Origin of the sequence: Legionella hackeliae (genome assembly GCF_000953655.1) — a bacterium.
In the GTDB taxonomy this organism is placed as follows: Bacteria; Pseudomonadota; Gammaproteobacteria; order Legionellales; family Legionellaceae; genus Tatlockia; species Tatlockia hackeliae.
The window spans coordinates 1659454-1685428 of record NZ_LN681225.1 but is presented as its reverse complement, the minus strand read 5'-3'; the positions used below and the strand labels follow the sequence as shown (position 1 = coordinate 1685428).

Sequence of the window (25975 nt, the reverse complement as noted above, 5' to 3'; positions counted from 1 at the left end):
GCATGTATGCCATTTTTTACCTCACAAGATCTTTTGCCTTTAGCAAGAAAAAATTGGGGGTTAAGACTCACGGCGAATACCGAAGAGACCAAATCAGGTGGTTTTGGCGAAGCAATACCATTGTCTCATCTGGGTGGAGCCAACGATATTATAGAGTTTGTGACCTTGGCTTTTCTTCCTGAACCCCCACGTGCTCGAATGGAGGCTATCTACAATTGATACAAGGAAGTTGATGTACGTTCCAGTGATTGCATGCCTCGGCTAATCTTACATTACGCAGCAAAACATAATATCGGTGATGCTAATCTACGGCTTTCTAATCAACAATATGATGTAATAGCAGCGTTTTATTTTATGTTGCAACTCTCGTTGATTGAAACCGAAGGTCCAAGACTGGTTGCTTTTTATAAGGGGACAGAAAGGGCAGTTCCTTTGGACCTTGCTGTAGACCATTTTCCGTATTTAATCGAGGAGTTAGTTAATAATTTCAATGAAAAACTTTCGTTGCGCTTAACAATAAATTGGCTTAATGAGGCAAACAGTGAGGAGATGAACTATTTGTTATTAACAAACAATTCTGCTGTTCGCAGTTACTCAGAGGGTTATGATTTCAATAATTACCCACTTGGAAAAACAGGCGCTCATCGTTTTGAGGCATCAAATGTTGTGACAAAAGTGATGTTTGCAGGCGGGGACAGTCGTAGCTCGAATGCTGAGAAGATATTAGAACAACGAATTTATCGTTCGATCAAACAAGTCATGCAATATGATTTAAATGCATCATTAAATCGACTTTACCAAAATATTGAAACTAAATTAGCTCAACACCCACATTATCCAGAAGACTTTAAAAAGGCGTGCGAAGCAATTGCAACATTAGTTTCTAGATTGCAAGACAATGAACAACTCACACCCAATGAATCAATCGACTTAATGCAAAGAACGGTGCGTTTAATCGATAATCCTGAAGAGTATAAAAATTTTCTTAGAGCTGCCAAAAATTATCGTATGATTTCTCAAGGAGAGTTATCCGCATACATAATGTTAATTGCTGGGTGGGCTGCAAAGATCATGACAGCGAACTGTATTGGTAACGCCTGGATTAAACTTGCTAACGAAAAACTTGAATTAATTGCGGCAACTCAAGAACTTGCTGAGACTAGTGAACTTTGTTTAATTAATCCACATTAAATTTCTTTAATACGAAAATTGTTCTTGTCCTGTTGCCCGCCCATTTAATAGTCCTTATTAAACGCATTGCTTAACCTTTTTCTATACGGTTAAGCAAGTTTCTTTACAGGCACTTCCGAGCTCATGCTCACTTTGAGAGGTTATACAACTATTGTATTTCTGTGACTTAAGAAAACATTAAGGAACACTTCGTATAATTAAAGAGCAAGGGATCATTCTGGTCATGGAAATATTGTCAATAAAGACCCAAATCATTTCCATTGTCGTAGAGTGAGCATGTTAGATATTTATATTTGGAATCCGAGCAAACCTGGAAAAGCAAATCCATACTCAAATGATTTTAAAACACTTGCTAAAATAGCAATGAAACGTGGCGCAGTTGGCCATATTAGCATGGCTGCTACGGTGTATGAAGATAGTGCAAATTTCACTAAGGTTTCAAACGATCCTGATTTATCAGATATTTTAAAACCCGCTATACCGACTTATGCACGTATCGTTGATAACCCATCAGGCGATGAAACGGTCTATCGGCGAGGAAGAAAATTAGAAGGTGTTACCGCTGTTAATAGTTTTTGGCCTTCTAAAGCGATTGGCAAGAAACTGTTTGGTAAAAGTATTTTGAAGGCAGGCTCTAAAATAGATGCCATTTTAGCGGACTCTATTTTGAAAGATATGGTCTCGGAATCTGCGTTTCCAAATTCACTCATCCATCATGGTAAATTTTTTAAAAGCGAGAACCGTTTCGTTTCTTATCGTGAACGTCTTTCTTCTGCCCTTCAAAAGCAAGCAGAACAATATGATCTGGATTATTTATCATTAGTCAATGAATTGGCGACTGTAGATAATAGTTTAAAAAAGATGCAAGAGCTGTATCCAAGTGTTAAATACAATGGAAATATTAATGATCCTAAGAAAGTACTAGGATTAAAAAAAGTAAAGATACATTATTGGTATCATGATCGAAAAAACTACGAAGACGGTGATGGGAAATTATATGCTTCCAGTATTAATTATGACGCAATGTCCGATGCCCTTATAGCAGTACAGAAATTAGTAGAAACGACTAAAAATGAATTCCATGGTCTGTTACCTGAGCTAAAAGCATTACATAATCCCGCTCTTAATTCACTGTGCGATGAATATTTAGAACTTACTCGTGAGGTGGGCTATCTCTCTCAAAGCCCTGATCCTTTTGCTGGCGCACACCATGCAATAGCTGAGTCAAAATTAGCTATCGTCAGAATGCAAATGATTGATGAAATAGAAGGAGTTCACTCTAATAAATATCAACGCTTAATAGAAAAGATGGTAGACGTTGATTCACGGTTACATTCAGCCTCTCAACAAGTCGAGACAATTTCTAAAGATATTGAAACTGTTAAAGCATTAAAAGATAAATTAATAAAAATCCAGGATAAAAAAGATGATGTTCGAGCAAAAAGAAAAATTTGTATAGAAGAACGAGATAGGCTATTGCGCGAAATCAGTGTGTTTGAGCAAACTGAAGGAAGAAATGCTGACCATGTAATTCCATTACCCACCAGTGAAAGTGGCAAGCATTTTTTTATTGATGAAGTGGCTATTATGCAGCACATTAAAGAAAATAATGATGCTCCCCTTAAATATCAATTATTTGGTGAAAATTGTGCAAGAAGCGTCAAGCGCTGTTTGTTAGCTGCTATTGGTGAAAACAAAGAGTTAAAGTCAGCTTTAGAAAATATGGATGATCTACCTAAAGATTTCTTCAAATACAAGTTTATTGAGACGCCAGGTTCTGTCATGAAATGGGTGCTAGAGCTCTCCAAGCGTTTAGACACGTTAAATTATAAATATGATCATGAACATAATTTACGTGCTTCAAACGCCCCAAGTTAAAATTTTAAATCAATGAATTATCAATAATGAAAATTTAATACTACGTTAATTTTTATTGAAAAAATTATTAATGAAGCATTTATAATTTCCAAATCTTTGTCCCAATATACTTTCGGGTAAAATGAGCAAAGATAACAACGCTAAAGTCCATGTTTCAACAAAAGAAGAAAGATCGCTCTCGTCAATGATGGATATGGGCAATATTAGCCTGATAATTTTAGGTGGTTTTATGGCCACCTTAGGACTAGCTGCTGTGGCCGTAGCATTTACCGAAATCCTTGATGAGCCCATAAATGTTCCTAACGGTGAGGTAGTTTTTCAATAAATTCTTAATAGAGTAATATGGTTGCGTCGTTAGGTTGCTCATAGTCATTCATAAGCAATGAACAAAGCTCCCCTCGGTTAATATAGGGATTAGACGACGCTCTGATTTGATTATTTAGGTAGGTAGTAGCCTCTCTCAACACATCGAGAGTTGGCTTTTCTAAATTTTTAACAAGAACGCCGGGATGAGTTTCTAATTTTGGCAAAATACTTTGAAAGGCCTTTGCTAATGCAGAAATTAATACTTCCTGATTAACTTTAAGGTTTTTAGACCGACAGTGAGTAATTAATAATTGACATTGATCTTGATGATTTAAATTAAATAAAGGATCTGCATCTTCGGGAGCAATAATCGGATTTTGCCAGGATGCTCGTCCATTTTGGTCATCAATAGTTAAACCATATTCCAGATCATCTTCACAGAACTGATAAAAAAGCTCTAAAACTAGCATCATCTCATGAGGATCATAGCAAGTAATTAAGATAGGAGCATGAGCATCTTTATTGTTTAAAATATTCCAGAGAATTTGGCACATATCAAGAATCAATGTTTTAGGCACCTCCGAATGATCGCTTAAAAACTCCGGATGTCGCCAAAGAATACAATTAGCCTCTGAAATCAATGATTTTGGAGGAGCACTCGCCATGTCAGAAGGAATATACTTCTGATGAACATTAGGTGCGCTTTGCTTCAAGAGATGATTACTAAACCTTAAATCCTTTTTATTAATATCGCAGCCAAAATAATTAAAAGTACTTCCCTTAGAGCGTGCAATTAGTTCTAGGGTAGATACTTCCAGAGCAGTACCACAGGCAACACTAAATACGTTTAATGCGTCAGTTTGCGTACAATTTGTTATTAACTTTCTAATTGCTGGTAACAATGAATAAGAAACATGAAAATGTTGCTTGGAAAAGAAATTAGGACTTGGAAAATTATTAAATATAAACATCATTTAACGCCAAAAGTAACGATATGGTCATATATTTTACTATTTATTGTTTTTTAATACAATTAACCGCAACTAATCATATAAGCCTAGTTTTTTATTTAAGATATAATAATGTCTCGCTAAACAAAGGGAAATGAAATGCAGGACATTATCAAGAAACCCGCTCATAAAATAGTGGAGTTAATTAAGAAGAAAGTTGTGTCCTCGGAAGAAGTGACACGCGCTTTTCTTGATCAAATTCAGATGGTCAACCCTTCTCTTAACGCTGTTATAGAACTGGATGAGGAAATGTCCCTGTCGCTTGCAAAACAAGCTGACAAGGCGATTAGCCGAGGCGAAACGTTAGGCTCATTGCATGGATTACCAATTACTATCAAAGATACTATTAATATTTTTGGTTATAAAAACACCTATGGCTCCCATTTATATGATGGTTATACTCCTGAGCAAGAAGGAACATGCGTCACCAGGCTTCGAGATGCAGGGGCAATTATTTTAGGGCTTACTAATAGTCCTGAACTTCTCACAGCCTATGAGTCTGATAATCTAATCTATGGCCAAACAAACAATCCCTATGATTTACAACGTTCTTCTGGAGGTAGTTCTGGTGGTGAGGCTGCAATTATATCTGCTTATGGATCACCATTAGGATTAGGGAGTGATGGTGGTGGCAGTATTCGTGTACCAGCACATTATTGTGGAATATCAGGGCTTAAACCTACTCAAGGTTTAATACCCATAACAGGTATTTCATTACCAGGTGCAGGTGCTGGATGTCTACAAGCGTTTGGTACTTGTGGACCAATGGCTCGATTTGTCGATGATTTAACCTTAGCACTCTCAGTTTTAAGTGGACCGGATGGGTTTGATCCAGGCGCTCCTCCAGTAGTACTTCGCAATCCGTCAGAAGTTGACATTCGTCAGCTTAAAGTTGCTTACTTTACTGACAATGGTATTGTTACTCCAAACAAAGATATTGTTAATGCCACATTAAGTGCTGTAAGTGCACTGGCTGATTTAGGAGCTTTTGTTGAAGAGGCAAGACCGCCAAATATTGAAAGAACCTTTGAACTTCACTGGGAACCCTTTTTTACACTGTGCGATGGAGGAGAAACTGTTGCTGATATTTTAAAAAAACTGAGGGATGACCAAATATCTCCTCTAAGGAAACAATTTAATTTAGATGCACAACAATGCCATTTGTCAACGACTAAATTAAATCAGCGGTTTGCTGAAATCGCCAAATTTAGATGGGATACTTATCATTTCCTAAACCAGTATGATGTAATCATTTGCCCTCCTTGTGCAACAACCGCCAAATTACATGGGCAATGCTTAAATGAGATTAAAGATTTTACTTATACTATGTCGTTTAATAATAGCGGTTCTCCCGCTGCAGTTATCCCCTTTTCTACTTCACACAATGGTTTGCCGATTGGAGTTCAAATTGTTTCTAATTTATGGAAAGATCATGTCGTCTTAGCGGTTGCGAAAGTATTAGAAGAGTTTAACCTTACCAATAAATCTATAAAGAAACCTGCGGTTTGTGAAATGGCTTGAAATAATGTGCTCCGCTTTTTGTCGGAGCATATTATTTATTTGAGATTAAGATGTTTTGCGGTGTTTCATTATCGCTGCAAAAAACTCAGGTTTATTAAGGCCTATACTCGCAAAAATTTGTGGAACGCGCTCCCAGCTATTTTCCTGCTCGATACTTGCAACAACCAGCTCAAATCCTTTTTCTTTATCAGAGCTAACGCCCCACCCATTAATGTAACAAAGACCGTGCAGACGCTTAGCCAAGACATGTCCAAGTTTCTCAGCAGATTCCAAATAAACCAAAGCTTCTTCGTAAAGTTGTTTTACTTGTCTGTCATTACTAGGACTTGCAAAAAGACCTTCAAGCTGCAAACGCTCTCTAAATTTTGCTTCATCAAGTAGTGTTTTCGCTAGCTCATACTGCGCATTAGAATCATCAAGAGCTCCAGCCCCCCGTAGACAGGCAACTACCATATCTGCTGCATAGGGGTATTTTTTATGGCCTATTAAACCTTTATAAATGGTGGCTAATTCATGGTAATAACCAATTTCTTTGGCTAATACTTCATCAGGAGGCTGATTATGGATGCGGTTTTGTTGCATGGCCTTTAACTTTTTTGTCAGTCTTTTAATTTTGTAGCGTTTAAAAAGCATATTCACTCCTTGTTAAGGAATTGCAGGGATTGACAGTAACCATTGGATCATTGACACAATGACTAAAACCAAAACAATGGCACCAAATATTTTAATAATCCCTATCAGGGTTTCTTGTAAATCTCTTCTAACGGCCTCATGCTTTTCAGATTCAATTTTTTGAGGGAGCATATGAAGAAGGCGATTGTCGATGTAATTAGATGCAAAATAAGAAACAAAACCACAGAGTAACGCAGGTAGAATGAAGAATAACAAAATAAGCCAGGAAGCACCCATCTGCGTGAAATTATATTCTTCTTTTAACCATTCTCTCCATATGGAAACAAATTCAGGCACATCATAGACCCAGTCCCAAAAAAGAAATGGGACAATGTAAAAGCTAAATACAAATAACACGATACTAAGTACTAAGGTAATGATCCCCAGAACAAACAGTGCGCTATTTTGTTGGAAACGACTATGCTCCATAATCTCTACCCTGATAATTTACTAAGACAGCCTATGATTTTATTTTTTGAGTTGTTTTTTCTATAGCGCGATGAGTACATTCTAAACTCAATTTGCATCCCTATTCTATTTAGAAAAAAATATCTTTATCCAAGCTGTCTTGGACAGATAACTCACGCCTTAATAATAGCGCATTATTTAAGTCTATGAAGCAACATAACAGAAGCCTATATAATTTCCAAGCTTTGAAGCTACAGGAACAACCATTATAATTTCTTCACTGGAAGCTAACTCGCTTATCTATTAGAATCTTTAAACGCTATTTATTATGAGCATACAATGAAGCAACACGTGTTTATGCTGTCAGATGGTACAGGAATTACTGCTGAAAATCTTGGTAATAGTCTAATTACACAATTTGAAAATATTGAATTTGAAAAACTAACGATACCTTACATCGACTCTATCGCAAAAGCTGAGGCGGCAGTTCAGCGTATTAATAGCTGTTATGAAGAGACAGGAATTAAGCCTCTTGTATTTATAACCTTAGTGAATCCAGAAATTGTAAATGTTATCAAGCAAGTAAACGCGAGTATTTTTGATTTATTTAATACATTTTTGGGTCCGCTGGAGCAAGCATTAAACACAAAGTCCTCCTACACTGTGGGTCGAACCCATGGTGTAGCCAATTCACAATCTTACCATCATCGAATTGAAGCTGTGGATTATGCATTAGCACATGATGATGGCATTAAAATACGCGATTATGACAAAGCAGACATCGTTTTAATTGGTGTTTCTCGTTGTGGTAAAACGCCAAGCTGCATTTATATGGCATTGCATTTTGGAGTTTTGGCGGCAAATTATCCTTTTACTGAAGAAGATTTAACCTTTTTCCATTTACCTGATTCTCTACGTCCGTATAAGCATAAACTTTTTGGACTTACTATCGATCCTGAAAGACTTCAGCATATTCGTACAGAACGCCGCCCGAATAGTAAGTATGCATCAGCAGAGCAATGCCGCCTTGAAGTGAGTGAGGTTGAGGCAATGTATAAGCGTGAAAAAATTCCCTATCTTAACTCAACACGTTATTCCATTGAGGAAATTGCGACTAAAGTACTTGCTATTGCTGGACTTAAACGAAAATTTTAAAAATCACACTGCAGACTATAGTCTGTTGACAAGTACAACACGGTATCCACAGCATCCATGGATCCCGCGGACAAGCCGCGGGACGTGGGCTGTGGACAGTATGTAAATCCTAACGCCGACCTGCCGTAGTTTAGCCACGGCATCCAGGGATTTTGCGGACAAGCCGCTGTGGATAGTTTGTAAATCCTAACGCCGAACTGCCGTGGTTTAACCACGGCATCCATGGATCTTGCGGACAAGCCGCGGGACGTGGGCTGTGGATAGTATGTAAATCCTAACGCCGAACTGCCGTGGTTTAACCACGGCATCCATGGATCTTGCGGACAAGCCGCGGGACGTGGGCTGTGGATAGTATGTAAATCCTAACGCCGACCTGCCGTAGTTTAACCACGGCATCCATGGATCTTGCGGACAAGCCGCGGGACGTGGGCTGTGGATAGTTTGTAAATCCTAACGCCGACCTGCCGTGGTTTAACCACGGCATCCATGGATCTTGCGGACAAGCCGCGGGACGTGGGCTGTGGATAGTTTGTAAATCCTAACGCCGACCTGCCGTGGTTCATCCACGGGATCCATGGATTTCGGGATGCACCGTGGGATTTGAATTGTAGATGGAATGTCAGCATACTAAGAAATCGACACATAGTTACGAATTTAAGCGTGCCACATACTCATAAAATCAACGACAGACATTGCTGCTAATGTATTTGTATCATTCATGGTCTCAGTAATCGCCTCTACTTTTGCAGGAGCAAAACGAGTCGACAAATTATGCTTAAATTTTGCAAGAAGAACAGGAATTCCTTCCTCACGGCGTCGCTTATGACCAATAGGATATTCTACAGTGACCAATCTGGACTCAGTTCCATCCTTAAAGATTAACTTAATGCTATTAGCAATAGAACGTTTTTCCGGATCAAGATAGTCTTTAGAGAATTGTTTATTTTCTGTAACAACCATTTTATTGCGCAATTGATCAACACGAGGATCGGCTGCACACATGTCTTCGTAATGTTCAGCACGCAAGTCTCCATGAAGCAATCCAATGGCAACCATGTATTGTAAACAATGATCACGATCAGCTGGATTATGCAGAATACCCTGTTTGCTGATGATACGAATTGCTGATTCATGCGTTACTAGTTCAATACTCGCAATATCGTTTAAGCGCTCTTTCACTATGGGATGCAAGGCTACAGCACATTCAACTGCAGTTTGTGCATGGAATTCAGCAGGGTATGATAGCTTAAAGAGGACATTTTCCATCACATAACTGCCATAAGGTCTTTGAAATTTAAATGATTTTCCACCAAACAGAACATCATAAAAACCCCATTTAGGAGCCGTTAATGCACTTGGGTATCCCATTTCACCGGTAGCGGCAACTAGAGCAAGACGCACAGCACGGGAGGTAGCATCACCTGCAGCCCAGGATTTACGTGAACCAGCATTAGGAGCGTGCCTATAAGTTCTAAGACTCTGGCCATCGACAAACACTTGAGACAAAGTGCGTAACATCATGTCTCTATCAGCACCTAATAATTGCGCAGCTACCGCAGCACTGGCAATCTTCACTAGAAACACGTGGTCTAGACCAACACGGTTGAAGCTATTTTCTAAAGCAAAACAGCCTTGAATTTCATGTGCCTTAATCATTGCTGTAAGTACATCATGCATTTTAAATGCTGCTTTACCATTTTTTTGGTTTTGGCGACTCATATAATCAGCAACGGCTAAAATCGCTCCTAAATTGTCAGAAGGATGCCCCCACTCTGCTGCAAGCCAAGTATCATTGAAATCAAGCCATCGTACCATTGTGCCAATATTAAACGCCGCTTGTACTGGCTCTAACTCATAGGATGTCCCAGGAATTCGTACGCCGCCAGGAAAAGTTGCACCGGGAACAATAGGACCTAATAATTTTGTACACTCTGGGAAGTTTAAGGCTAACATGCCACAACCTAATGTATCCATTAAACATAGGCGTGCAGTTTCATAAGCTTCCACACTATTAACAGGTGTATTAAGCACATAATTAACGATATCAATAATCACTGAATCATAATCAGGCTTAATATTATCTTCAACATAAGAATGCATACTAACCTCTCGCATCAATGGCAATAAATTTTTGGGGTTCAGGGCCGGTATATTCTGAAGTAGGTCTAATAAGACGATTATCCGCACGTTGTTCAAAAACGTGAGCAGACCAACCGGTAATACGTGACATCACAAATATTGGTGTAAACAACGACGTTGGAATTCCGCAGAAGTGGTAAGCTGATGCACTATAGAAATCAAGATTTGGGAACAGTTTTTTCTCGCGTCGCATGACCGCTTCAATGCGTTCTGATACCTGATATAAAAGCATGTCATTTTTAGCCTCTGCTAATTTATGTGACCAGGCTTTGATTACATCGGAGCGCGGATCCGACACCGTATAAACGCGGTGACCAAATCCCATAATCTTTGCTTTTCTTGCAAGCATTGCCATTAATTCTTTTTCAGCCTCATCTGGACTTTTGAATTGAGCAATAAGTTCCATTGCTGCTTCATTAGCCCCACCATGCAAAGGACCACGTAAGGTACCTATTGCAGTTGTTATCGCAGAGTAAAAATCAGATAACGTAGCGGCAGTAACTCTAGCTGCAAAGGTTGATGCATTGAATTCGTGTTCGGCATAAAGGATTAATGAGACATTCATCATGTCACATTCAAGTTTAGTGGGTTTACGACCATGTAAGAGCGCTAGAAAATGCCCCCCGATAGTTTTCTCATCACTTTCGCCTGATATTTCCTTACCTTGAAAATGATAGGCATACCAATAACACATCATACCGGGAAATAATGCTAACAAGCGATCTGCGATATCATACTGTTGAGCGAAATCATTTTCGGGCTCCAATGTGCCTAAAAAAGAACAACCTGTTCTTAGAACATCCATTGGATGCGTGTCTTTGGGGATTAATTTCAGCACGGTTTTTAGAGCTTCCGGGAGTTTGCGTAACCCTATTAATTTTTTTGTGTAGTTATTCAATTCTGAACGCGTTGGCAACTGACCGTAATGAAGCAAATAAGCAACTTCTTCAAATGTTGCATGTTCTGCCAAATCATAAATGGAATAGCCCCGATAGTTTAAACCTTGTCCTTCCTGTCCTACCGTTGCTATAGCTGATTGTCCGGCAACAACTCCAGCCAACCCTGCTCCTGATTTATTGACCATCCTCACCCTCCATTAATTGGTCTAGTTTTTTTTCATAATCGTGATAGCCGAGTACTTGATATAATTCATTGCGTGTTTGCATGCTATCAAGTAAATTCTGCTGAGTTCCTTTTTCTTTTATTGTTTTATAAACAGTTAGAGCAGCTTTTGACATCGCTCTGAATGCGCTCAGAGGATATAGAATTAACTCAATACCTGCTCCTCTAAGTTCCTCTCGGGTAAATAGAGGTGTTTTACCAAACTCAGTAATATTGGCAAGCACAGGTACTTTAAAATGGCGGCAAAATTCTTGATATTCAGAAAGAGTAGTCATTGCTTCAGGGAAAAGCATATCAGCGCCTAATTCCACACATAGTTGGGCTCTTTCAATGGCTGCATTCATTCCTTCAACGGCGAAGGCATCAGTTCGTGCCATAATGACAAAATTTTCATCTGTGCGAGCATCTACAGCTGTTTTTATTCTATCGCCCATTTCACGCATAGAGACAATGGCTTTATTGGGACGATGTCCGCAGCGCTTGGCAAGAACCTGATCTTCTATGTGAATTGCCGCTACATTCGCCTGTTCCATAAGTTTCACTGTTCGGGCAATGTTAAATGCATGGCCCCACCCGGTATCTACATCGACTAACAGCGGTAAGGAACAAGCTTGAGTGATACGTCTCGCATCTTCTAAAACTTCAGCAAGACTCGTCATTCCCAAATCAGGAAGCCCATAAGAGGCATTCGCAACACCAGCACCTGATAAGTATATAGCTTCACATCCTGCCGACTCCGCTAGCATGGCTGTATAAGCATTGATAGTTCCTACAACTTGTAAAGGTGAATGATTTTGAACAAGAGTTCGAAAGCGCTTTCCCATTGAGCCAGACATCAATATTCACTCCTTGACATTATGAACCGCTTTTTTATCATGCTCCTACACCAAATGGCAAGGCAATGTGACAAAACATCTGAGTAGTGAAGAAATTTAATACAGAATAAATTAAACAGCCCGAATTATCTCGGGCTGTTGCAACTATTTGGCAGGCATTTCCTTCCACCAGTTTGTTTGAGTCTCACTAGCCCAGTGGCCATCACGCATGCGAGCAACAAACTCATGTGTTTTTTCCGGAGAAGAAGAATCTTTATTTAACTTGATACACCAGTCCCAGTCACCTGAAGTAGACCACATTTTTTCAACACCGTCCCATTTTGCCATTGCACTTAATTCAGACCATGACTTATTGGTTTTCATAAAAATTACACTGTTCCAAGAATTCATTTTTCTTACCATCCTTAGTTAATTAAATTAGATATTTAAAGCTATACCAGCATAAACCAATTGGTTTATGCTTACCATAATTTTATTATTTCGTATAGAAGATTGCTTCACTGCGCTCGCAAGATGGGGATATTTAATATTTCCTAAAATCAATATAGGATTTGATTAATCTGTCTTTCGAACCATGCGAAGCAATACAGAATTTGATTAATCTCCAATCAAAATTGAGAAACAATTAAGAAATTTATTTAGCAGAGTCGACAATTACATTGAATTAGTAGATTATAAGTTTTGTCATACAGTGAGAACAATGAGAATTCTATTCATCCTCAGTCTTTTTATCCTTGAATGCTTATTCATAAAGACGGTATGGGCTCTTTCTACAAATGAAAAAGTATGGTCAACGATTGGATTTAATACCCAGATTGGTAACTATGTGTATCAAATCGAACCGCAACTACGCGTCAGAGACAGACCTTTCTTGTTTGAGCAACTCCTTACCAATTTTAGTGGCGGCTATCAATATTCTCCACGATGGACCATGGCATTAGGTGGTACGACAGTAACGACAAAACTCAATCAAGGTTCAAATCTGCAAGAAAATAGAGTCTGGGAACAGGTTTTATTCACCCATGAACAAACGCCCTGGTTCACATTGCGTTCACGTCTTGAACAACGCACTCGTGCCGATTCCAATGAATGGAATTATCGTTTTCGAGAAAGACTTACTCTTAGAAAAAAGCTCACTGATAGCTTAAGTTTGGTAGGATTTAATGAACTCTTCATTAATGTAGTTCAGGCAGACTGGGTTACCACTCAAACATTAGATCAAAATCGAATTCTAATCAGCCTCGATCAGCAAGCCTCCAAGAACTTGCTGGTTGGTGCTGGTTATCTTTATCAATATGTATTTAGCAATCCAGGACAGGCCAGTCATGTAATTTCTTTATATGCCCAAGTAACGCTGCCCAATGAACCTCAAAGCTAATTTATATGACTAAATGCCCCCTTGAATACCATTTACAGTAGCCTGAAAGATAGACACGTTCTTGCAATACTTCACAAAGTATCTCGCCTTTTCTAATCGATCCTTGAACCGCCTTGAGTGTATTTTTATTCAAGCGATTTGCCCAAAATGGGGCTAGGACACAATGAGCAGAACCCGTTACCGGATCTTCAGGAATGTTATGTTTTGGATAAAAGCAGCGAGAATAGAAGTCAGCCTCACTACTGCCAGAGGTAAGAATTAACCCTCTCTTAGGTAATTTTGACAACGCCTTGATATCGACCTGAGCCTGCAATACGTTGTCTTCGGCAGCTAACAAGATCATGTAATCCAGTTCACTTTCATAAGTTTCAATACAAGGCTTATCAACTAATGCAGTAATTATTTCAGGGGTCTTGATTAACTGATAATCTAAACGCGGAAAATCAAGTGTATACCGCTCACCCTTTTGTTTTACTGCCAATGGCCCGCTTTTACTCGAGAAATTAACACTATTCCCTGGACATTTTTCAAGCTCATGGAGGACAAAACCAGCTGCAAGAGTCGCATGTCCGCATAAACTAATCTCACCACGCGGAGTAAACCAACGAATATGAAAACCGTGCTTGTCTTCGATAACAAATGCAGTTTCTGAGAGATTATTTTCAACAGCAATGGCTTGCATGAGTTCATCATTTAACCACTCATTTAATATGCAAACGGCTGCAGGGTTACCGTGAAAAATTTTGTCAGTAAAGGCATCTATTTGAAAAATTTCAATATTGGCCACGATTACCTCATTAAGTAGCTAATGATTCGCGAAGAGTAACGATCTCAAGAGGGATAAGCAAGAGTTAATGATGATAATATTGTGGGTAAACGATAATTGTCTTCATAGTTTATAAGGCGATTCTTAAGTCGCCTTATTACACCAACTCAATCCACTAATCATTTTTTGTCAGATAGGATGCAACCAGATCGCAAGTCTGGCTATCCAAAGGTGTATTAGCTTTAATACCCACCTTGGTAGCACGATCGTTTAGGGCAAAAAAGCCACAAGATACTAACAATTTTGATGAAGGTTTCTCCGCCTCATTCGCAGGCTCATCTGCAGAAGCTTTCCACTTAATGTGAAGAATAGGTTGTTTGGTAGACCAAAAGAAAGTACTTTGAAATTCGCCGATTATACTGTCATTCCAGAGATCGCCATAGTGGCCACTCCATTCTGTCGTAATAAAAAAACCATTTAAAAATGCAATTCTTCCACCGACAATTGCCGCTCGTCTTGAATCACTTCCTGTCCAACCAGGGGATTGCAACGCATTAGCAATGCCATCGTGTCCAAATTCATTGAAATTTTTATTGTACGTTATGCCGATGAATCCTGATTTATGGTCGAATACAAAATCAATAAATCCAAGACTACGTCCTTCATCCTTCCCACTGTTTAGAATTAACGCTTCAAGGTCCACAGGTTTTTTAGAGGATTTACTCCTTATAATCCCTAAAGGATATCCACATTGTTCACCTAAAATAATTGCGGATACACCTCGTTCATTACCCCATCTTGTACATGCAATCACTTTGTCTAAAAGCTCGCTTTTGGCTTTCATACAACCTCCCCACTCAATGAAAGAAAGGAATTTCCATGTTATGGATTAATTTTACACAACCTAGCTTAAGACAAAATTACGCCAATGATTTTCAAAGTGCGCCTACAGTAAAGACTAAGAAACGCTATCGTATCTAAAATACGATTGAGCGAACCCTAACCCTATAAGAATCCTGGATTCTTTATAGGGAGTCTCCTTAATTTATTTGGATTGATTCATTCGTTACAGACTTTTTATCACTTAATGTTTCAGCTAGAGAAGCTATGGCACCTTGAAAAGTAACAAAACTTTTTTGTAGTGCTTCATGTGTCGAATGATTGTGCATAAAACTGTCTTGTAAGAAATGTATTTCTCGTAATGAGGTTAATATTTCTCGAGTTAAAAATTCTTGGGTTATAAATTGAGCATCCAACTCATTAATATTTTTAATGACGATAGAGCAATGATCACTCATCTTTTCTAGTGCGCTCATATAATGGGCTCCTTGTGCATTGATGATTAATTCCCTTTATTAAATTCATACGACAAGAAAAAGTATAGATGACGATTTTTACTTTTTTTGTAAGCATACTTCATGCACAAATTTACTGTTTCACAAAAGAATTGTATTTGTCCTTTTTGTGGGCTCTGTAGCTATGCCCTAATAATTTTTTTCCGCAAGAAACGAGCTGGAGATAGGGCTTGAACGAGTGACTTTGGAAGAAAGAATGGATCATTATTAATTAGTGACGCTAACCACTCGGCGGCGAGAGGTATGGTTGTCAAACCTCGAGAACCAAAGCCTGCACAAAGGTATAAACCAGAGTAATAAGGGCCAGGAAACGGTAGCCAGCGTTTGGCATTTGTCTTTAAGGTTGCAAACTGTTGGTTAAACTCCACTTCGTTAGGTACTGGGCCCACTACGGGTAAATAATCCGTTGTTGCTCCTCTAATCCCGCACCAACTATTTTTTAAGCGATTAGACCAAACTAATTGTGGAGTAATTTTTTTCAGACGTAATAAATTAGTTTCATCATCAGCTGCACTACAATTTGGGTTAGTTATACCCAAATGATAAGTAGCACCCACTGAATGTGTATTATTTTGAGTCGGCAAAACATGTCCATCACCACATAGAGGTATTTTTAATTCTTTCGTATGTGGGTTACTCTCTATGTCAGTCATCTGCCCACGGATGGGTTTGAGTGGTAGGTAACTCGTATAAGGAAATTGGGCTGCCTGGTAGCCACTAGTGATTACTAAAATCTCAGCCGAATAATTATCCGCATGCCACATCCCCTCTTCTGCATATATTTCGTTAATCATCGTATTGGGGATAAATTGGATGCCTGGTGCTTTTGCCAATAGTTGACATAGTGCTTTAGAGTTTAACCAGCCGGACTGCGGAATAAATAAACCATTTGTGCTTAGCTCAATTCCAGCCAAATTTGAGGCTTGTTGACAATCAACCAATAAACCCAATTCGGGATAAACTGAGAGCCATTTGTCCAAACTTCCCTGAGTTAAACATTCCTTTTCATTAAAGGCGAGTTGTAATATTCCTGCTAACTCACCCAAATCGTGCTCTTGCAAAAGCTTGCTGTATTCTCGCGAGGCAAATAAAAACGCCATTAACATAAATAATGTTAAGGGGGATTGGTACGATGATAATTTTGGATATAGAACTGCTTGTTTATTGCCTGACGCTCCGCAACCGACTTCATTGCCAGCATCAAGTAAAACGACCTCCCAATTACGTTTACTTAATGCATAGGCCGTATAGCAACCGGCTAGTCCTGCGCCTAAAACAATAGCTTGCTTTTTGCCAACCTTGTTGGGCGAGCCTACATGCCATGGGGTCGTGCGCAAGCGATGATAATTATGTTCGGGCATTCTGACATAATTAGCAATTGTCATCTCTCGTTTGCGACCAAACCCTTTGCTCTTTCTAACCTCAAAACCTGCGTTTTGTAGATTATTTTTTACCAAACTTGCTGCAGAAAATGTTGCCAATGTTGTCCCTGCTGTAGACAGCAAGCTGATGCAATGGAATAAATTTTCAGACCACATTGCGCTATTTTTTGCAGGAGAAAATCCATCTAGAAACCAGGCATCAACATAGTGCGTTCTTAATTGGGCTTCTAGTTTTTGATCACCACATACGAGGAGTTCGCTGTAACAAGCAAACACATCACCAAGCATTAGGGTTAAATTGATTCGACCATTTTCAAAACTTAAATGATGAAATCCGGGGGTTAGAATTGGATAATCTGCAAGTAACGCATCAGCTTGTGTTTTTAGTTGTGGCCATAGTGCTAGACATCTAGCCAGGTCTTCTTTTTTTAAAGGAAATTTTTCACAGCTAATAAAAAATAAACGGGCATCTTTGGGGGCATATTTTAACCATAAAGACCAGGTTAAAAGAAAATTTAAGCCACTGCCAAAACCTGTTTCAGCAATAACAAATGTTTCTTTTTCTAATAATTGCCAACGCTCAATTAATCGATTGCCTACAATAAAAACATGTTCGGTTTCTTGCAGACCACCTTCGGTTGAAAAATAGATATCATCAAATTTAGCAGAAACGGGTAAACCATTACGCCAAGTCAACTCTGCCGTTTCAATAGGTACAAAAGGACTGCTCACTTCACACTCATTACGCCATTACTGAAGCAGCCTCATTAGTCACATTACTGTTCTTGTCATTAATCCAGTGCTTAAGTTTAGGGACTAGCAAAAATAGTAATAAAGAGGCAGCGATGGCAAATAATCCAAGATTTAGAAAGACGTCACTATAGCCGCTATTTGTTGCTAAAGGCAAGCTGGTTTCTTGGCCTGAAGTCATCCAATTCGAGCTGTAGCTTGACAAAGTAGCTCCGACACCAGTTGCCAGCATCCACATCCCCATCATGATGCCTTGCAAGGAATTGGGTACTAACGCACCAACCATGGCATAGCCAATGGGCGAAATCAGTAACTCCCCTGCACTTTGCAAAATATAACTTAATACAATCCATCCTGGAGCAACCATTCCATCGGAACTAGCTCTAGCAATTCCCGCGGGAAGTAGTGCAAATGCCAAACCGATTAGCAATAGAGCGAGAGCAAATTGTGTGGGTATATTAACCTGTATGCCCCGTGAGCGCATGCGATTCAGAATGAAGCTCAGTAAAGGGCCGCCAAAAACGATACAAAGTGTATTAACATTTTGGAACCATTGTGGTGCAATGGTAATACCCTCCCAATGGCGCTGTACATTATTTTCAATAAAATGCGTTAATCCCATTGGTCCTATTTGATAAAGAACCCAAAATACAGTGCTGACTACCATAAGTATTGCAAAAGCGAGCATCTTTTCTCGAGCATCACCCGATTGTTGTTGTGCTGCGAGAATTATCGCTACGGCCAACATTATGGCACCTGTCACCAAAATCAGCTTATTTGCCCAATCAGCAAAATGAATAAACTGACTTAGCAAAAACGGTAGAGCGGCCACAATAGCTATGCCACCTAATATTGCCCGTTTTTTATCTTCTTTTGTAAGACGACTATAAATAGTTTTTTGATCATCAAGAACATGCCAAAAATATAGACAGATAAAAATGGCAATTAAATTACCTAAACTACTCAGTAAAAATAGACGTTGATAGTTTTGCGATAATTGAAAATAGCCGCTTAAAGTAAAACCCACTAAAAAGCCAATATTCATACCGGCATAATTCCACAAAAACGCTGTTTCACGACGATGATCTTTGGGCTCGAATCGCTGTGTTAACATGCAATTAATGCAAGTTACATTAAGACCACTACCTGTTAGAAAAAAACCGAGCGCACAATAAAGATACATTTCGCTTTCTGATGCTAACAAAATACAACCTATAATTTGTGCGAGCATGCCAAAGCAAAAAAGAGCACGGTTTGACAAAAATCTTCCGCCGCAATACCCACCTAAAAGGTGTAGAGCAAAATTAGCAGCAACGAAAATTCCGGTAATGCTATTGGCGGACGATGCTGGTAGTTCTAGCTTTTTTGTCATGTATAACACTAACGTGGAATAGAGCACACTAAAGCTTAGGGTAGAAAAAATCTGAATGAAGAATAATGCGACAGTACCCTGCGGCAAATCACTCCAAACTGCATTTTTGCTATCAACTCTAGACATTAGATGCCATCCTTTGTTAGCTGAGGTTCTTCGACTATGACATGCAATTTTTTAGCTGTCTACGGTCAATTTAGAGAAATTTCCAGAATAAATAATCTTCTTACAAAAACCTTCATTTTCTTTACACTGCATGCATTTTCTTTACATTTTCAACAAAAATTTTCAGCGCTATTATGTATAAATTTATTTCATTTGCGGGTGTAAGTTTATGACTTTTTATTCTGTGGATATTTCTTCTTAGCCTCTCTCAAAATGACATAAAAATTACGGTTAATAAATCTTGAGTAAAAGCAAACTTAGTTGTACAACTACGTTAATTGAAATAAATTTAGTGAATAAGATGGAACAACGACGAATATTGGGATTACCTGCAAGCACCTCACTTGTTATTGGAAACATGGTTGGATCCGGCATTTTTCTTTTGCCCTCATCTCTTGCATCTTTTGGGAGTATCAGCCTGTTAGGTTGGGTTATTACTGCGTTAGGCTCTATTTTATTAGCCATCATTTTTGGTAAGTTAAGTCAGCGACTTCCTTTAGTTGGGGGGCTTTATGCCTATTGCCGTCATCAACTAGGTGATTTTGCTGGCTATCAAGTCAGTGTGGCCTATTTATTGGGTAATATCATTGGTGATGCAGCCACGGTTGTTGCTCTGCTAGCCTATTTAACTATTTTTTGGCCTGCAATAAATACTAATCATCCTTTAGCTTTCTTTGTTGGTAGCATAATTATCTGGGGTATTGCTTTACTCAATGTTATTGGCATAAAGGAGGTTAAGATTGTTCAGGTGACAACCACAATTATTAAGTTAGTTCCCATTGTGCTTGTTTCAATTGTAGGGCTATTTCATGTGCAAATTGCTAATCTTTCTGACTTTAATATCTCAGGACAATCCAATATTACTGCATTAGCTAATGTTGTGATGTTAACCTTTTTTGCTTTTGCAGGATTGGAGTCAGCTACGATTCCGGCAGAAAGTGTTAAAAACCCAGAGAAAACTATTTATCGGGCTACCGTTTTAGGAACTATTATTACTGCGCTTATTTACCTATTAAGCACAGTAGCAATTATGGGGATGTTTTCTTCGAAATTTTTAGCAAATAACCCCGCCCCTTTTGCTGCAGCAGGTCAAGTGATTTTTGGTCATTTAACCAACCAAATATTTGCTTTAGCTGCTATTATTGCCTGTTTATGCACAATCATTGGTTTTTTATTTATTACCAGTCAGACAGCCATGGCTACAGCAAGGGATGGTCTATTGCCTGGTTTTCTTGCAAAATTATCACGATTTCACACACCCTATTGGTCAATTATTATTTCATCGCTAATTATGACAATTCTATTGGGTATGAACTATTCAAAGCTACTTACTTCCCAGTTTACCTTGTTGGTCACTTTGTCTAACTTATGTATTTTAGTCCCCTATCTGTACACTACCGTTGCAGCCATATTGTCCTTTCGACAATTTAATAAGGGTGATTTTATTAAGATGGTAGTTATTTTTGTTTTAGCTTGCATTTACGTTTTATTTGCTATTATTGGCTCAGGCCAAGAGGTAATTTTTTATGGTATTGTCTTATTATTCATTCTCACGCCGTTCTATTCATTAATCCCAGCCTCTTTTAGAGAATCGAAATTAGACAAGAAATAAGAGGTCAAAATATGCATCAGATTGAACAATATTATTTCTTTTGATATAATTAACAACCACTGCACCCTAATGAGAGCTGTATGCCGTTCCCGCATATTCGTAAAGCTGAACCCAATGATTATGAAGCCATATGGAAAATATGGATGCAAGAACACGTTATCCAATGGATGTCCTTCACTAAACAAACTCAAGAAGAGTTTAGGGCTCATTATGCGCATATGACAAGAACAAGCGATATCTATGTGCTTATTGACAAAATTAATGATGAAGAAAAAATTGTTGGGGTAAGACGAATTAAATTTGGGAAAAATGAAAATCGGCATATCGCAGAATATTGTTCAATGGGCATTGACAAGGATTATCAAGGTAAAGGCTATGCAAAATTCTTTTACCAAGAATTTGAAAAAATTGTTCGCTTGGCTGGCATTAAACGAATACAACTGACTCAAAGTGGTGGAAATCTAGCGGCTTTTCATATAGCAGATAAAGAGTTTTCTGAAGAAGCCGTGTTCCCTGACTGGCTGCAACGACATAATGATAAGGGTAATTTTTATCTTATTGAACGTTATATTTATCGTTTTTTGGATGATGAGTTAGCCAAAATCGCATCTAAATTACCAAGCTTAAGCTATGAGGAAATTATTCCTTCGTTACAGTCTACCGATAACAGCGCAATTACTGTTAAACGGGTAAGTAATCAATATATCGCCTATTTTAAAGAATCCCCACTATTAACTCTTGACGTTGAACCCGACAATTCAGTGATTCAACACATTGCCTTTATGTCAATTCAACTTCATATGCCAGACCATCAATCAGAAGCTACCCAAGCCTTGCAAAAAATTCTTACAGATATTTTGCATGAAAATCGCGTAAAAAAAGTAGAATTATTCACGGCTGAACCTGCTGTAGCAGAGTTATGTCGAAACGCTGGTTTTTTTGTTCGCGGTGAAAAGAGAGCTTCTTATTATGATGACAGAAAGGGATATAAAAATGAATTAGGAGTGGAATACAGCTTCTTTAATATCACAGATGCTCAAAGCCTAATAACAGCCAAAATTACAAACGAAGAAAAAAGAGAACGGATAGCCTCTGCTCTTTCCAGTTGTTCTGCCAGGATTAGTGAGTTAATCAAGAACACAACTTGTGATGCTTTAGGTGCGCGTTATCTTGAAAATTTAATTTATCAGATGGTTCGTGACGGTTTGGGCCCCAATAAAGTCTTTTCATTGGCCGATAAACGATGGTTGCCCTTACTCAAAGGAGTCCCATCTATTCTGCAGAGGGATTTAAATCGTCTTTTGAATCGCCTGCAAGATACAGGAATTGTCTTTTTTAAATCCAAAGCAGAAGAAGATACTTCCATTAACCCTATGAACAAAACCAATACATTTGATGACAATACAACCCCCTAAGTAGCCAAACTAACTAAAGGGATAGCTCAGAATTTACACTTTGAGAGTTATCCCACGCACACCGGCTTATTCAGAGGCTATTTTCAAAATTCTACTTCAAAACAAAACATACAGTTTCTAAGAAAATAATATATTGAAGCAGTTATTGACTTTTTTTTTTACAAAGCGAAAATGTTCAAATTTTAACTTGTTTAAAAAGTTAATTTAAATTCAGGCTAAAATGAGTAAATCAACCGTAGAAACTGTCAAGGCGTGCTTGCTATATTGGGGTTAATATGCACAAAAAAATATACTTAACAGGGATTGAAAAGCGGCCAGGAAAGTCTTTTATCTCTTTGGGATTTTTATCGTTGCTCAAAGAACAACAAGCATCGTTGAAGTGTTTTAAGCTTTTTTCTGAATCAGATGCATCACAAGTACCGCTACTTGAGACTATCGCGAATGAATCATTGACACCACTTATGGATGTTAATCAAGCCATATCACTCATGCGCACCCAGCCTGCTGATCTCGTTTCAACGGTGCTTGAAGCAACTCAAACTGCTGATACCAGTACTGTTACTTATTATGAAGGAACCGATTTTGGCAGTGACAATGACGTATTTGAGTATCAATTTAATTTGATGCTGGCTTATCAGTTAAATTGTGATGTGGTATTAGTGGTTTCGGCTAAAGATAGAACACTAGACCACACCCTCTCATTACTAAACAATGCTCTGGAGATTAGTAGAAAAAATCATGCTCGTGTTGTTGGGGTCATTATTAATCGAGTCGCAAGTATACAAGAGACTGAGGCTCTTGAATTATTTCAGAAGCAACTACCATCTCTTGCCTTTATTGCGATTGTTCCTGAGTTTGAACCATTAGCCAACCCGTCTGTTCGTGATATCGCTACTAAATTACGAGCAGAGATTATTTGCGGAGAAGATGAATTACATCGTCCAGTGAGACAATTTACTATAGCAGCAAAAACTATCGGTAATTTTCTTGAGTCCCGGCTTGATAGAAACGGCATGTTAATTATTACACCGGATGATCGCATTGATATTCTTATGGGATCCCTTTTAGCCGATCAATCAGCCTATTATCCCAAAATTGCAGGGATCATTTTAACAGGCGGGGAAATGCCAGGGCCTATTATTCGTGAAATCCTCGCAGGACTTGAGCATCCATTCCCTGTGCTTTTAACTCGCCTTAAAACCTATGAAACTGCCACGTCTTTATTCTCAGCAAAATTTAGTTTAACAGCAGCAAACCCTGCAAAGGTTAGTAAAGCCATTGAATCAATGAGACCTTATCTAACAAAATCCGTGCTGAAATTGCTTAGCGATAAATCACAACAACCGAGATTAAGCCCAGCTGTGTTCTTGTATGAGTTGAGTAATAAAGCAAAACAATTAAAGCAACACATTGTTCTTCCAGAAGGAGATGATTCGCGTATATTAGTTGCTGCCGATTACTTATTAAAACGCAACATTGTTAAAATTACTCTGTTAGGAAAGCCCGAAAAAATCCAACTGCTCGCCAAACGATTAGATTTAGATTTGCCCAATGTCAATATTATTGATATTGAAAAATCTTCTTTTCGAGAGATTTATGCAAAAAAGTACTTTGAATTAAGGCAACATAAAAATGTAAATCTTCCTATTGCTTTAGAACGCATGAGTGATATTAATTATTTTGCTGCAATGATGGTTTTCTGTGGCGATGCTGATGGTATGGTTTCCGGTGCTGCTCATACGACAGCAGACACAGTACGTCCTGCTTTAGAAATTATTAAAACAAAGCCAGGAATTAATAAGGTTTCCTCCATTTTTATTATGTGCCTGCCATCTCGCGTACTTATCTATGGAGACTGCGCAATCAATCCTGAGCCAGACAGTCAAACATTAGCTGAGATTGCCACTCAAGCCGCCTTAATTACTAAAAAATTAGGGATCGCTCCCAAGGTAGCATTATTATCCTATTCTTCAGGGGATTCAGGGAAAGGTGAAAGCGTTGAAAAAGTAGCCAAGGCTCTGGAAATTGTGAGGCAATTAGAACCTGATTTGCTAGTTGAAGGCCCTATACAATACGATGCGGCGGTAGACCCTGGAGTTGCAGCAAAGAAATTGCCTAATTCAAAGTTACAAGGTGATGCTAATGTGCTCATCTTTCCTGATCTCAATACCGGTAATAATACTTATAAAGCTGTACAGAGAGAGAGTGGAGCACTGGCGATAGGCCCAGTTCTTTTAGGGTTAAACAAGCCTGTTAATGATCTCAGCAGAGGGTGTACCCCGCAGGATATTATTAATACAATTCTCGTGACAGCTATCCAGGCACAAGGGGATAAAAAATGAATGTACTAACAATTAATGCGGGTAGTTCTTCCATCAAATACAAAGCTTTAAAGGTTAATAATCAGCAAATTTTACCCTTAGTCTCTGGATTAATTGAAGGAATTGGGGAGGTTACAGGTCAATGGCATCATACAAACAATAAAGGAATCAAGGATTCTCAATCTTCAACATTTCCAAATCATGAAGAAGCGTTTAGTGCATTGGCAGCCAAACTTAAAATAGATTTGGAAAAGTATCCAATTCAAGGGGTTGGTCATCGTGTTGTTCATGGAGGAGATGAATACTTTCTACCAACAATTGTGACACCGGAAGTCTTGGAAAAAATACGTCAATTATCCCAACTCGCTCCTATTCATAACCCAGTGAACGCATTGGGGATTCAATTTGCCCAACAGCATTTTCGTCATGCGTTACATATTGCAGTGTTTGACAGTGGTTTCCACCACAGCCTGCCACCTCATATTCATCAATATGCCATTAATACAGAGGTTGCTGAAAAGTATAAAATAAAGCGCTATGGTTTTCATGGTATCAATCATGAATATGTCGCCAGAACTGCAGCGGCTTATCTTGGAAAGCCCTTGGAAAAATGTAATTTTATAAGTCTTCATTTAGGCAATGGAGCAAGTGCTTGTTTAATTAAACAAGGTCAATCGTTTGATACAACCATGGGAATGACTCCTCTTGCAGGTTTAATCATGGGAACACGCTGTGGGGATATCGACCCTGCAATACCACTCTACCTACAGTACCAGGGTATGAGTACGGAACAGGTGGATACTCTACTCAATAAGCAAAGTGGATTAAAGGGTGTTGCTAATGAAAATGACATGCGTCGTCTAATTGAGCGCGCCTTGACAGGAGATAAAGCTGCCAATCTTGCTATAGAGATGTATGTTTATTCATTGCAAAAGATAATAGGCGCTTATAACAGTCAAATAGCAAGGCTGGATGCTCTAATCTTTACTGGTGGCGTGGGCGAGAATGCGACATTGATTCGTGAAAAGATTTTACTCCCACTGAAACATTTAGGCTTTGACATCAATCTCGCCGCCAATAAGGAAAGGAGTGAAACCAACTGTCTGGATATTTCAAATGCTGGTAAACCGATATTGGTAATCCGTGGCGATGAAGAAGCGTTAATTGCTCAAAAAGTTGAGAGTATTGTCATTAACTTACTGTAGTTGGATAAGTTGGCTG

Annotated in this window: 23 protein-coding genes; 11 read left to right on the top strand and 12 right to left on the bottom strand. The window is 38.7% G+C overall.

Annotation, left to right across the window (positions count from 1 at the left end):
* Window positions 1-6 precede the first annotated feature (6 nt).
* The 4 genes from LHA_RS17295 to LHA_RS16905 all read left to right on the top strand — a co-directional run bounded on the left by LHA_RS17295 (window position 7) and on the right by LHA_RS16905 (window position 3394).
* Complete coding sequence (locus tag LHA_RS17295) at window positions 7-219, top strand: hypothetical protein (protein WP_231861995.1); 213 nt, start codon at window positions 7-9, stop codon at window positions 217-219.
* A 33-nt stretch (window positions 220-252) separates the two neighbouring features.
* Window positions 253-1191 (top strand): hypothetical protein, encoded by a 939-nt coding sequence (locus LHA_RS07570; protein WP_231861994.1) that lies wholly within the window; start codon window positions 253-255, stop codon window positions 1189-1191.
* 276 nt (window positions 1192-1467) lie between these two features.
* Window positions 1468-3069, top strand: coding sequence for a hypothetical protein (locus LHA_RS07565; RefSeq protein ID WP_045106004.1), 1602 nt, complete (start codon window positions 1468-1470; stop codon window positions 3067-3069).
* Window positions 3070-3190: 121 nt separating this feature from the next.
* Window positions 3191-3394 (top strand): hypothetical protein, encoded by a 204-nt coding sequence (locus LHA_RS16905; RefSeq protein ID WP_147292328.1) that lies wholly within the window; start codon window positions 3191-3193, stop codon window positions 3392-3394.
* A gap of 4 nt (window positions 3395-3398) precedes the next feature.
* On the opposite strand, the gene LHA_RS07560 is transcribed toward LHA_RS16905, so the two are convergent.
* Window positions 3399-4346 carry a hypothetical protein gene (locus LHA_RS07560; protein ID WP_045106003.1) on the bottom strand — a complete coding sequence of 316 codons (948 nt, stop codon included), beginning with the start codon at window positions 4344-4346 and terminating at the stop codon, window positions 3399-3401.
* 138 nt (window positions 4347-4484) lie between these two features.
* Here LHA_RS07560 and LHA_RS07555 point away from each other — a divergent pair, with 138 nt between their 5' ends.
* Window positions 4485-5906 carry an amidase gene (locus LHA_RS07555; protein WP_045106002.1) on the top strand — a complete coding sequence of 474 codons (1422 nt, stop codon included), beginning with the start codon at window positions 4485-4487 and terminating at the stop codon, window positions 5904-5906.
* A gap of 45 nt (window positions 5907-5951) precedes the next feature.
* On the opposite strand, the gene LHA_RS07550 is transcribed toward LHA_RS07555, so the two are convergent.
* Window positions 5952-6539, bottom strand: coding sequence for an SEL1-like repeat protein (locus LHA_RS07550; protein ID WP_045106001.1), 588 nt, complete (start codon window positions 6537-6539; stop codon window positions 5952-5954).
* Between the two features lie 12 nt (window positions 6540-6551).
* Entirely contained in the window at window positions 6552-7007 is a 456-nt protein-coding gene (locus LHA_RS07545) for a hypothetical protein (protein ID WP_045106000.1), read from the bottom strand.
* Between the two features lie 318 nt (window positions 7008-7325).
* On the opposite strand from LHA_RS07545, the gene ppsR reads away from it, so the two are divergent.
* A complete protein-coding gene (ppsR, locus tag LHA_RS07540) occupies window positions 7326-8141 on the top strand; it encodes a posphoenolpyruvate synthetase regulatory kinase/phosphorylase PpsR (protein WP_045105999.1) in 816 nt (271 codons plus the stop codon).
* A 654-nt stretch (window positions 8142-8795) separates the two neighbouring features.
* Here ppsR and LHA_RS07535 read toward each other — a convergent pair.
* The 4 genes from LHA_RS07535 to LHA_RS07520 form a co-directional block, all read right to left on the bottom strand.
* Entirely contained in the window at window positions 8796-10241 is a 1446-nt protein-coding gene (locus LHA_RS07535; RefSeq protein WP_045105998.1) for a bifunctional 2-methylcitrate dehydratase/aconitate hydratase, read from the bottom strand.
* Between the two features lies 1 nt (window position 10242).
* Window positions 10243-11364: a bifunctional 2-methylcitrate synthase/citrate synthase gene (gene prpC / locus LHA_RS07530; protein WP_045105997.1), complete on the bottom strand. Its 1122-nt coding sequence runs from the start codon at window positions 11362-11364 to the stop codon at window positions 10243-10245.
* Complete coding sequence (prpB, locus tag LHA_RS07525) at window positions 11354-12238, bottom strand: methylisocitrate lyase (RefSeq protein WP_045105996.1); 885 nt, start codon at window positions 12236-12238, stop codon at window positions 11354-11356. Before prpB ends, prpC begins: the two co-directional genes overlap by 11 nt.
* Window positions 12239-12382: 144 nt before the next feature.
* Window positions 12383-12628, bottom strand: a complete 246-nt coding sequence (locus tag LHA_RS07520) for a hypothetical protein (protein WP_045105995.1) — start codon at window positions 12626-12628, stop codon at window positions 12383-12385.
* A gap of 310 nt (window positions 12629-12938) precedes the next feature.
* Here LHA_RS07520 and LHA_RS07515 point away from each other — a divergent pair, with 310 nt between their 5' ends.
* A complete protein-coding gene (locus LHA_RS07515; protein ID WP_045105994.1) occupies window positions 12939-13616 on the top strand; it encodes a DUF2490 domain-containing protein in 678 nt (225 codons plus the stop codon).
* 1 nt (window position 13617) lies between these two features.
* Here LHA_RS07515 and LHA_RS07510 read toward each other — a convergent pair whose 3' ends face one another.
* The 5 genes from LHA_RS07510 to LHA_RS07490 all read right to left on the bottom strand — a co-directional run bounded on the left by LHA_RS07510 (window position 13618) and on the right by LHA_RS07490 (window position 19367).
* On the bottom strand, window positions 13618-14403 hold the full coding sequence (locus tag LHA_RS07510) for a PhzF family phenazine biosynthesis protein (protein ID WP_045105993.1): 786 nt from the start codon (window positions 14401-14403) through the stop codon (window positions 13618-13620).
* Between the two features lie 154 nt (window positions 14404-14557).
* The gene (locus tag LHA_RS07505; RefSeq protein ID WP_045105992.1) at window positions 14558-15226 is read right to left on the bottom strand and encodes a polymorphic toxin type 43 domain-containing protein; all 669 of its coding nucleotides are present in this window, start codon (window positions 15224-15226) and stop codon (window positions 14558-14560) included.
* A gap of 196 nt (window positions 15227-15422) precedes the next feature.
* A complete protein-coding gene (locus tag LHA_RS07500) occupies window positions 15423-15698 on the bottom strand; it encodes a hypothetical protein (protein ID WP_045105991.1) in 276 nt (91 codons plus the stop codon).
* Between the two features lie 161 nt (window positions 15699-15859).
* Complete coding sequence (gene mnmC / locus LHA_RS07495) at window positions 15860-17851, bottom strand: bifunctional tRNA (5-methylaminomethyl-2-thiouridine)(34)-methyltransferase MnmD/FAD-dependent 5-carboxymethylaminomethyl-2-thiouridine(34) oxidoreductase MnmC (protein ID WP_045105990.1); 1992 nt, start codon at window positions 17849-17851, stop codon at window positions 15860-15862.
* Window positions 17852-17861: 10 nt separating this feature from the next.
* Window positions 17862-19367, bottom strand: a complete 1506-nt coding sequence (locus tag LHA_RS07490; RefSeq protein ID WP_045105989.1) for a peptide MFS transporter — start codon at window positions 19365-19367, stop codon at window positions 17862-17864.
* Window positions 19368-19707: 340 nt separating this feature from the next.
* Here LHA_RS07490 and LHA_RS07485 point away from each other — a divergent pair, with 340 nt between their 5' ends.
* The 4 genes from LHA_RS07485 to LHA_RS07470 all read left to right on the top strand — a co-directional run bounded on the left by LHA_RS07485 (window position 19708) and on the right by LHA_RS07470 (window position 25959).
* Complete coding sequence (locus tag LHA_RS07485; protein ID WP_045105988.1) at window positions 19708-21018, top strand: amino acid permease; 1311 nt, start codon at window positions 19708-19710, stop codon at window positions 21016-21018.
* 80 nt (window positions 21019-21098) lie between these two features.
* Window positions 21099-22433 (top strand): GNAT family N-acetyltransferase, encoded by a 1335-nt coding sequence (locus LHA_RS07480; protein WP_045105987.1) that lies wholly within the window; start codon window positions 21099-21101, stop codon window positions 22431-22433.
* A gap of 275 nt (window positions 22434-22708) precedes the next feature.
* On the top strand, window positions 22709-24775 hold the full coding sequence (pta, locus tag LHA_RS07475) for a phosphate acetyltransferase (protein ID WP_045105986.1): 2067 nt from the start codon (window positions 22709-22711) through the stop codon (window positions 24773-24775).
* Window positions 24772-25959: an acetate/propionate family kinase gene (locus tag LHA_RS07470; protein ID WP_045105985.1), complete on the top strand. Its 1188-nt coding sequence runs from the start codon at window positions 24772-24774 to the stop codon at window positions 25957-25959. Before pta ends, LHA_RS07470 begins: the two co-directional genes overlap by 4 nt.
* Window positions 25960-25975 lie beyond the last annotated feature (16 nt).

Excerpts from the sequence above, each read along its gene's own strand:
- LHA_RS17295 (WP_231861995.1), top strand. The coding sequence starts at position 7 with ATGCCATTTTTTACCTCACAAGATCTTTTGCCTTTAGCAAGAAAAAAT.
- LHA_RS07570 (WP_231861994.1), top strand. The coding sequence starts at position 253 with ATGCCTCGGCTAATCTTACATTACGCAGCAAAACATAATATCGGTGAT.
- LHA_RS07565 (WP_045106004.1), top strand. The coding sequence starts at position 1,468 with ATGTTAGATATTTATATTTGGAATCCGAGCAAACCTGGAAAAGCAAAT.
- LHA_RS16905 (WP_147292328.1), top strand. The coding sequence starts at position 3,191 with ATGAGCAAAGATAACAACGCTAAAGTCCATGTTTCAACAAAAGAAGAA.
- LHA_RS07560 (WP_045106003.1), bottom strand. The coding sequence starts at position 4,346 with ATGTTTATATTTAATAATTTTCCAAGTCCTAATTTCTTTTCCAAGCAA.
- LHA_RS07555 (WP_045106002.1), top strand. The coding sequence starts at position 4,485 with ATGCAGGACATTATCAAGAAACCCGCTCATAAAATAGTGGAGTTAATT.
- LHA_RS07550 (WP_045106001.1), bottom strand. The coding sequence starts at position 6,539 with ATGCTTTTTAAACGCTACAAAATTAAAAGACTGACAAAAAAGTTAAAG.
- LHA_RS07545 (WP_045106000.1), bottom strand. The coding sequence starts at position 7,007 with ATGGAGCATAGTCGTTTCCAACAAAATAGCGCACTGTTTGTTCTGGGG.
- ppsR (WP_045105999.1), top strand. The coding sequence starts at position 7,326 with ATGAAGCAACACGTGTTTATGCTGTCAGATGGTACAGGAATTACTGCT.
- LHA_RS07535 (WP_045105998.1), bottom strand. The coding sequence starts at position 10,241 with ATGCATTCTTATGTTGAAGATAATATTAAGCCTGATTATGATTCAGTG.
- prpC (WP_045105997.1), bottom strand. The coding sequence starts at position 11,364 with ATGGTCAATAAATCAGGAGCAGGGTTGGCTGGAGTTGTTGCCGGACAA.
- prpB (WP_045105996.1), bottom strand. The coding sequence starts at position 12,238 with ATGTCTGGCTCAATGGGAAAGCGCTTTCGAACTCTTGTTCAAAATCAT.
- LHA_RS07520 (WP_045105995.1), bottom strand. The coding sequence starts at position 12,628 with ATGAATTCTTGGAACAGTGTAATTTTTATGAAAACCAATAAGTCATGG.
- LHA_RS07515 (WP_045105994.1), top strand. The coding sequence starts at position 12,939 with ATGAGAATTCTATTCATCCTCAGTCTTTTTATCCTTGAATGCTTATTC.
- LHA_RS07505 (WP_045105992.1), bottom strand. The coding sequence starts at position 15,226 with ATGAAAGCCAAAAGCGAGCTTTTAGACAAAGTGATTGCATGTACAAGA.
- LHA_RS07500 (WP_045105991.1), bottom strand. The coding sequence starts at position 15,698 with ATGAGCGCACTAGAAAAGATGAGTGATCATTGCTCTATCGTCATTAAA.
- LHA_RS07490 (WP_045105989.1), bottom strand. The coding sequence starts at position 19,367 with ATGTCTAGAGTTGATAGCAAAAATGCAGTTTGGAGTGATTTGCCGCAG.
- LHA_RS07485 (WP_045105988.1), top strand. The coding sequence starts at position 19,708 with ATGGAACAACGACGAATATTGGGATTACCTGCAAGCACCTCACTTGTT.
- LHA_RS07480 (WP_045105987.1), top strand. The coding sequence starts at position 21,099 with ATGCCGTTCCCGCATATTCGTAAAGCTGAACCCAATGATTATGAAGCC.
- pta (WP_045105986.1), top strand. The coding sequence starts at position 22,709 with ATGCACAAAAAAATATACTTAACAGGGATTGAAAAGCGGCCAGGAAAG.
- LHA_RS07470 (WP_045105985.1), top strand. The coding sequence starts at position 24,772 with ATGAATGTACTAACAATTAATGCGGGTAGTTCTTCCATCAAATACAAA.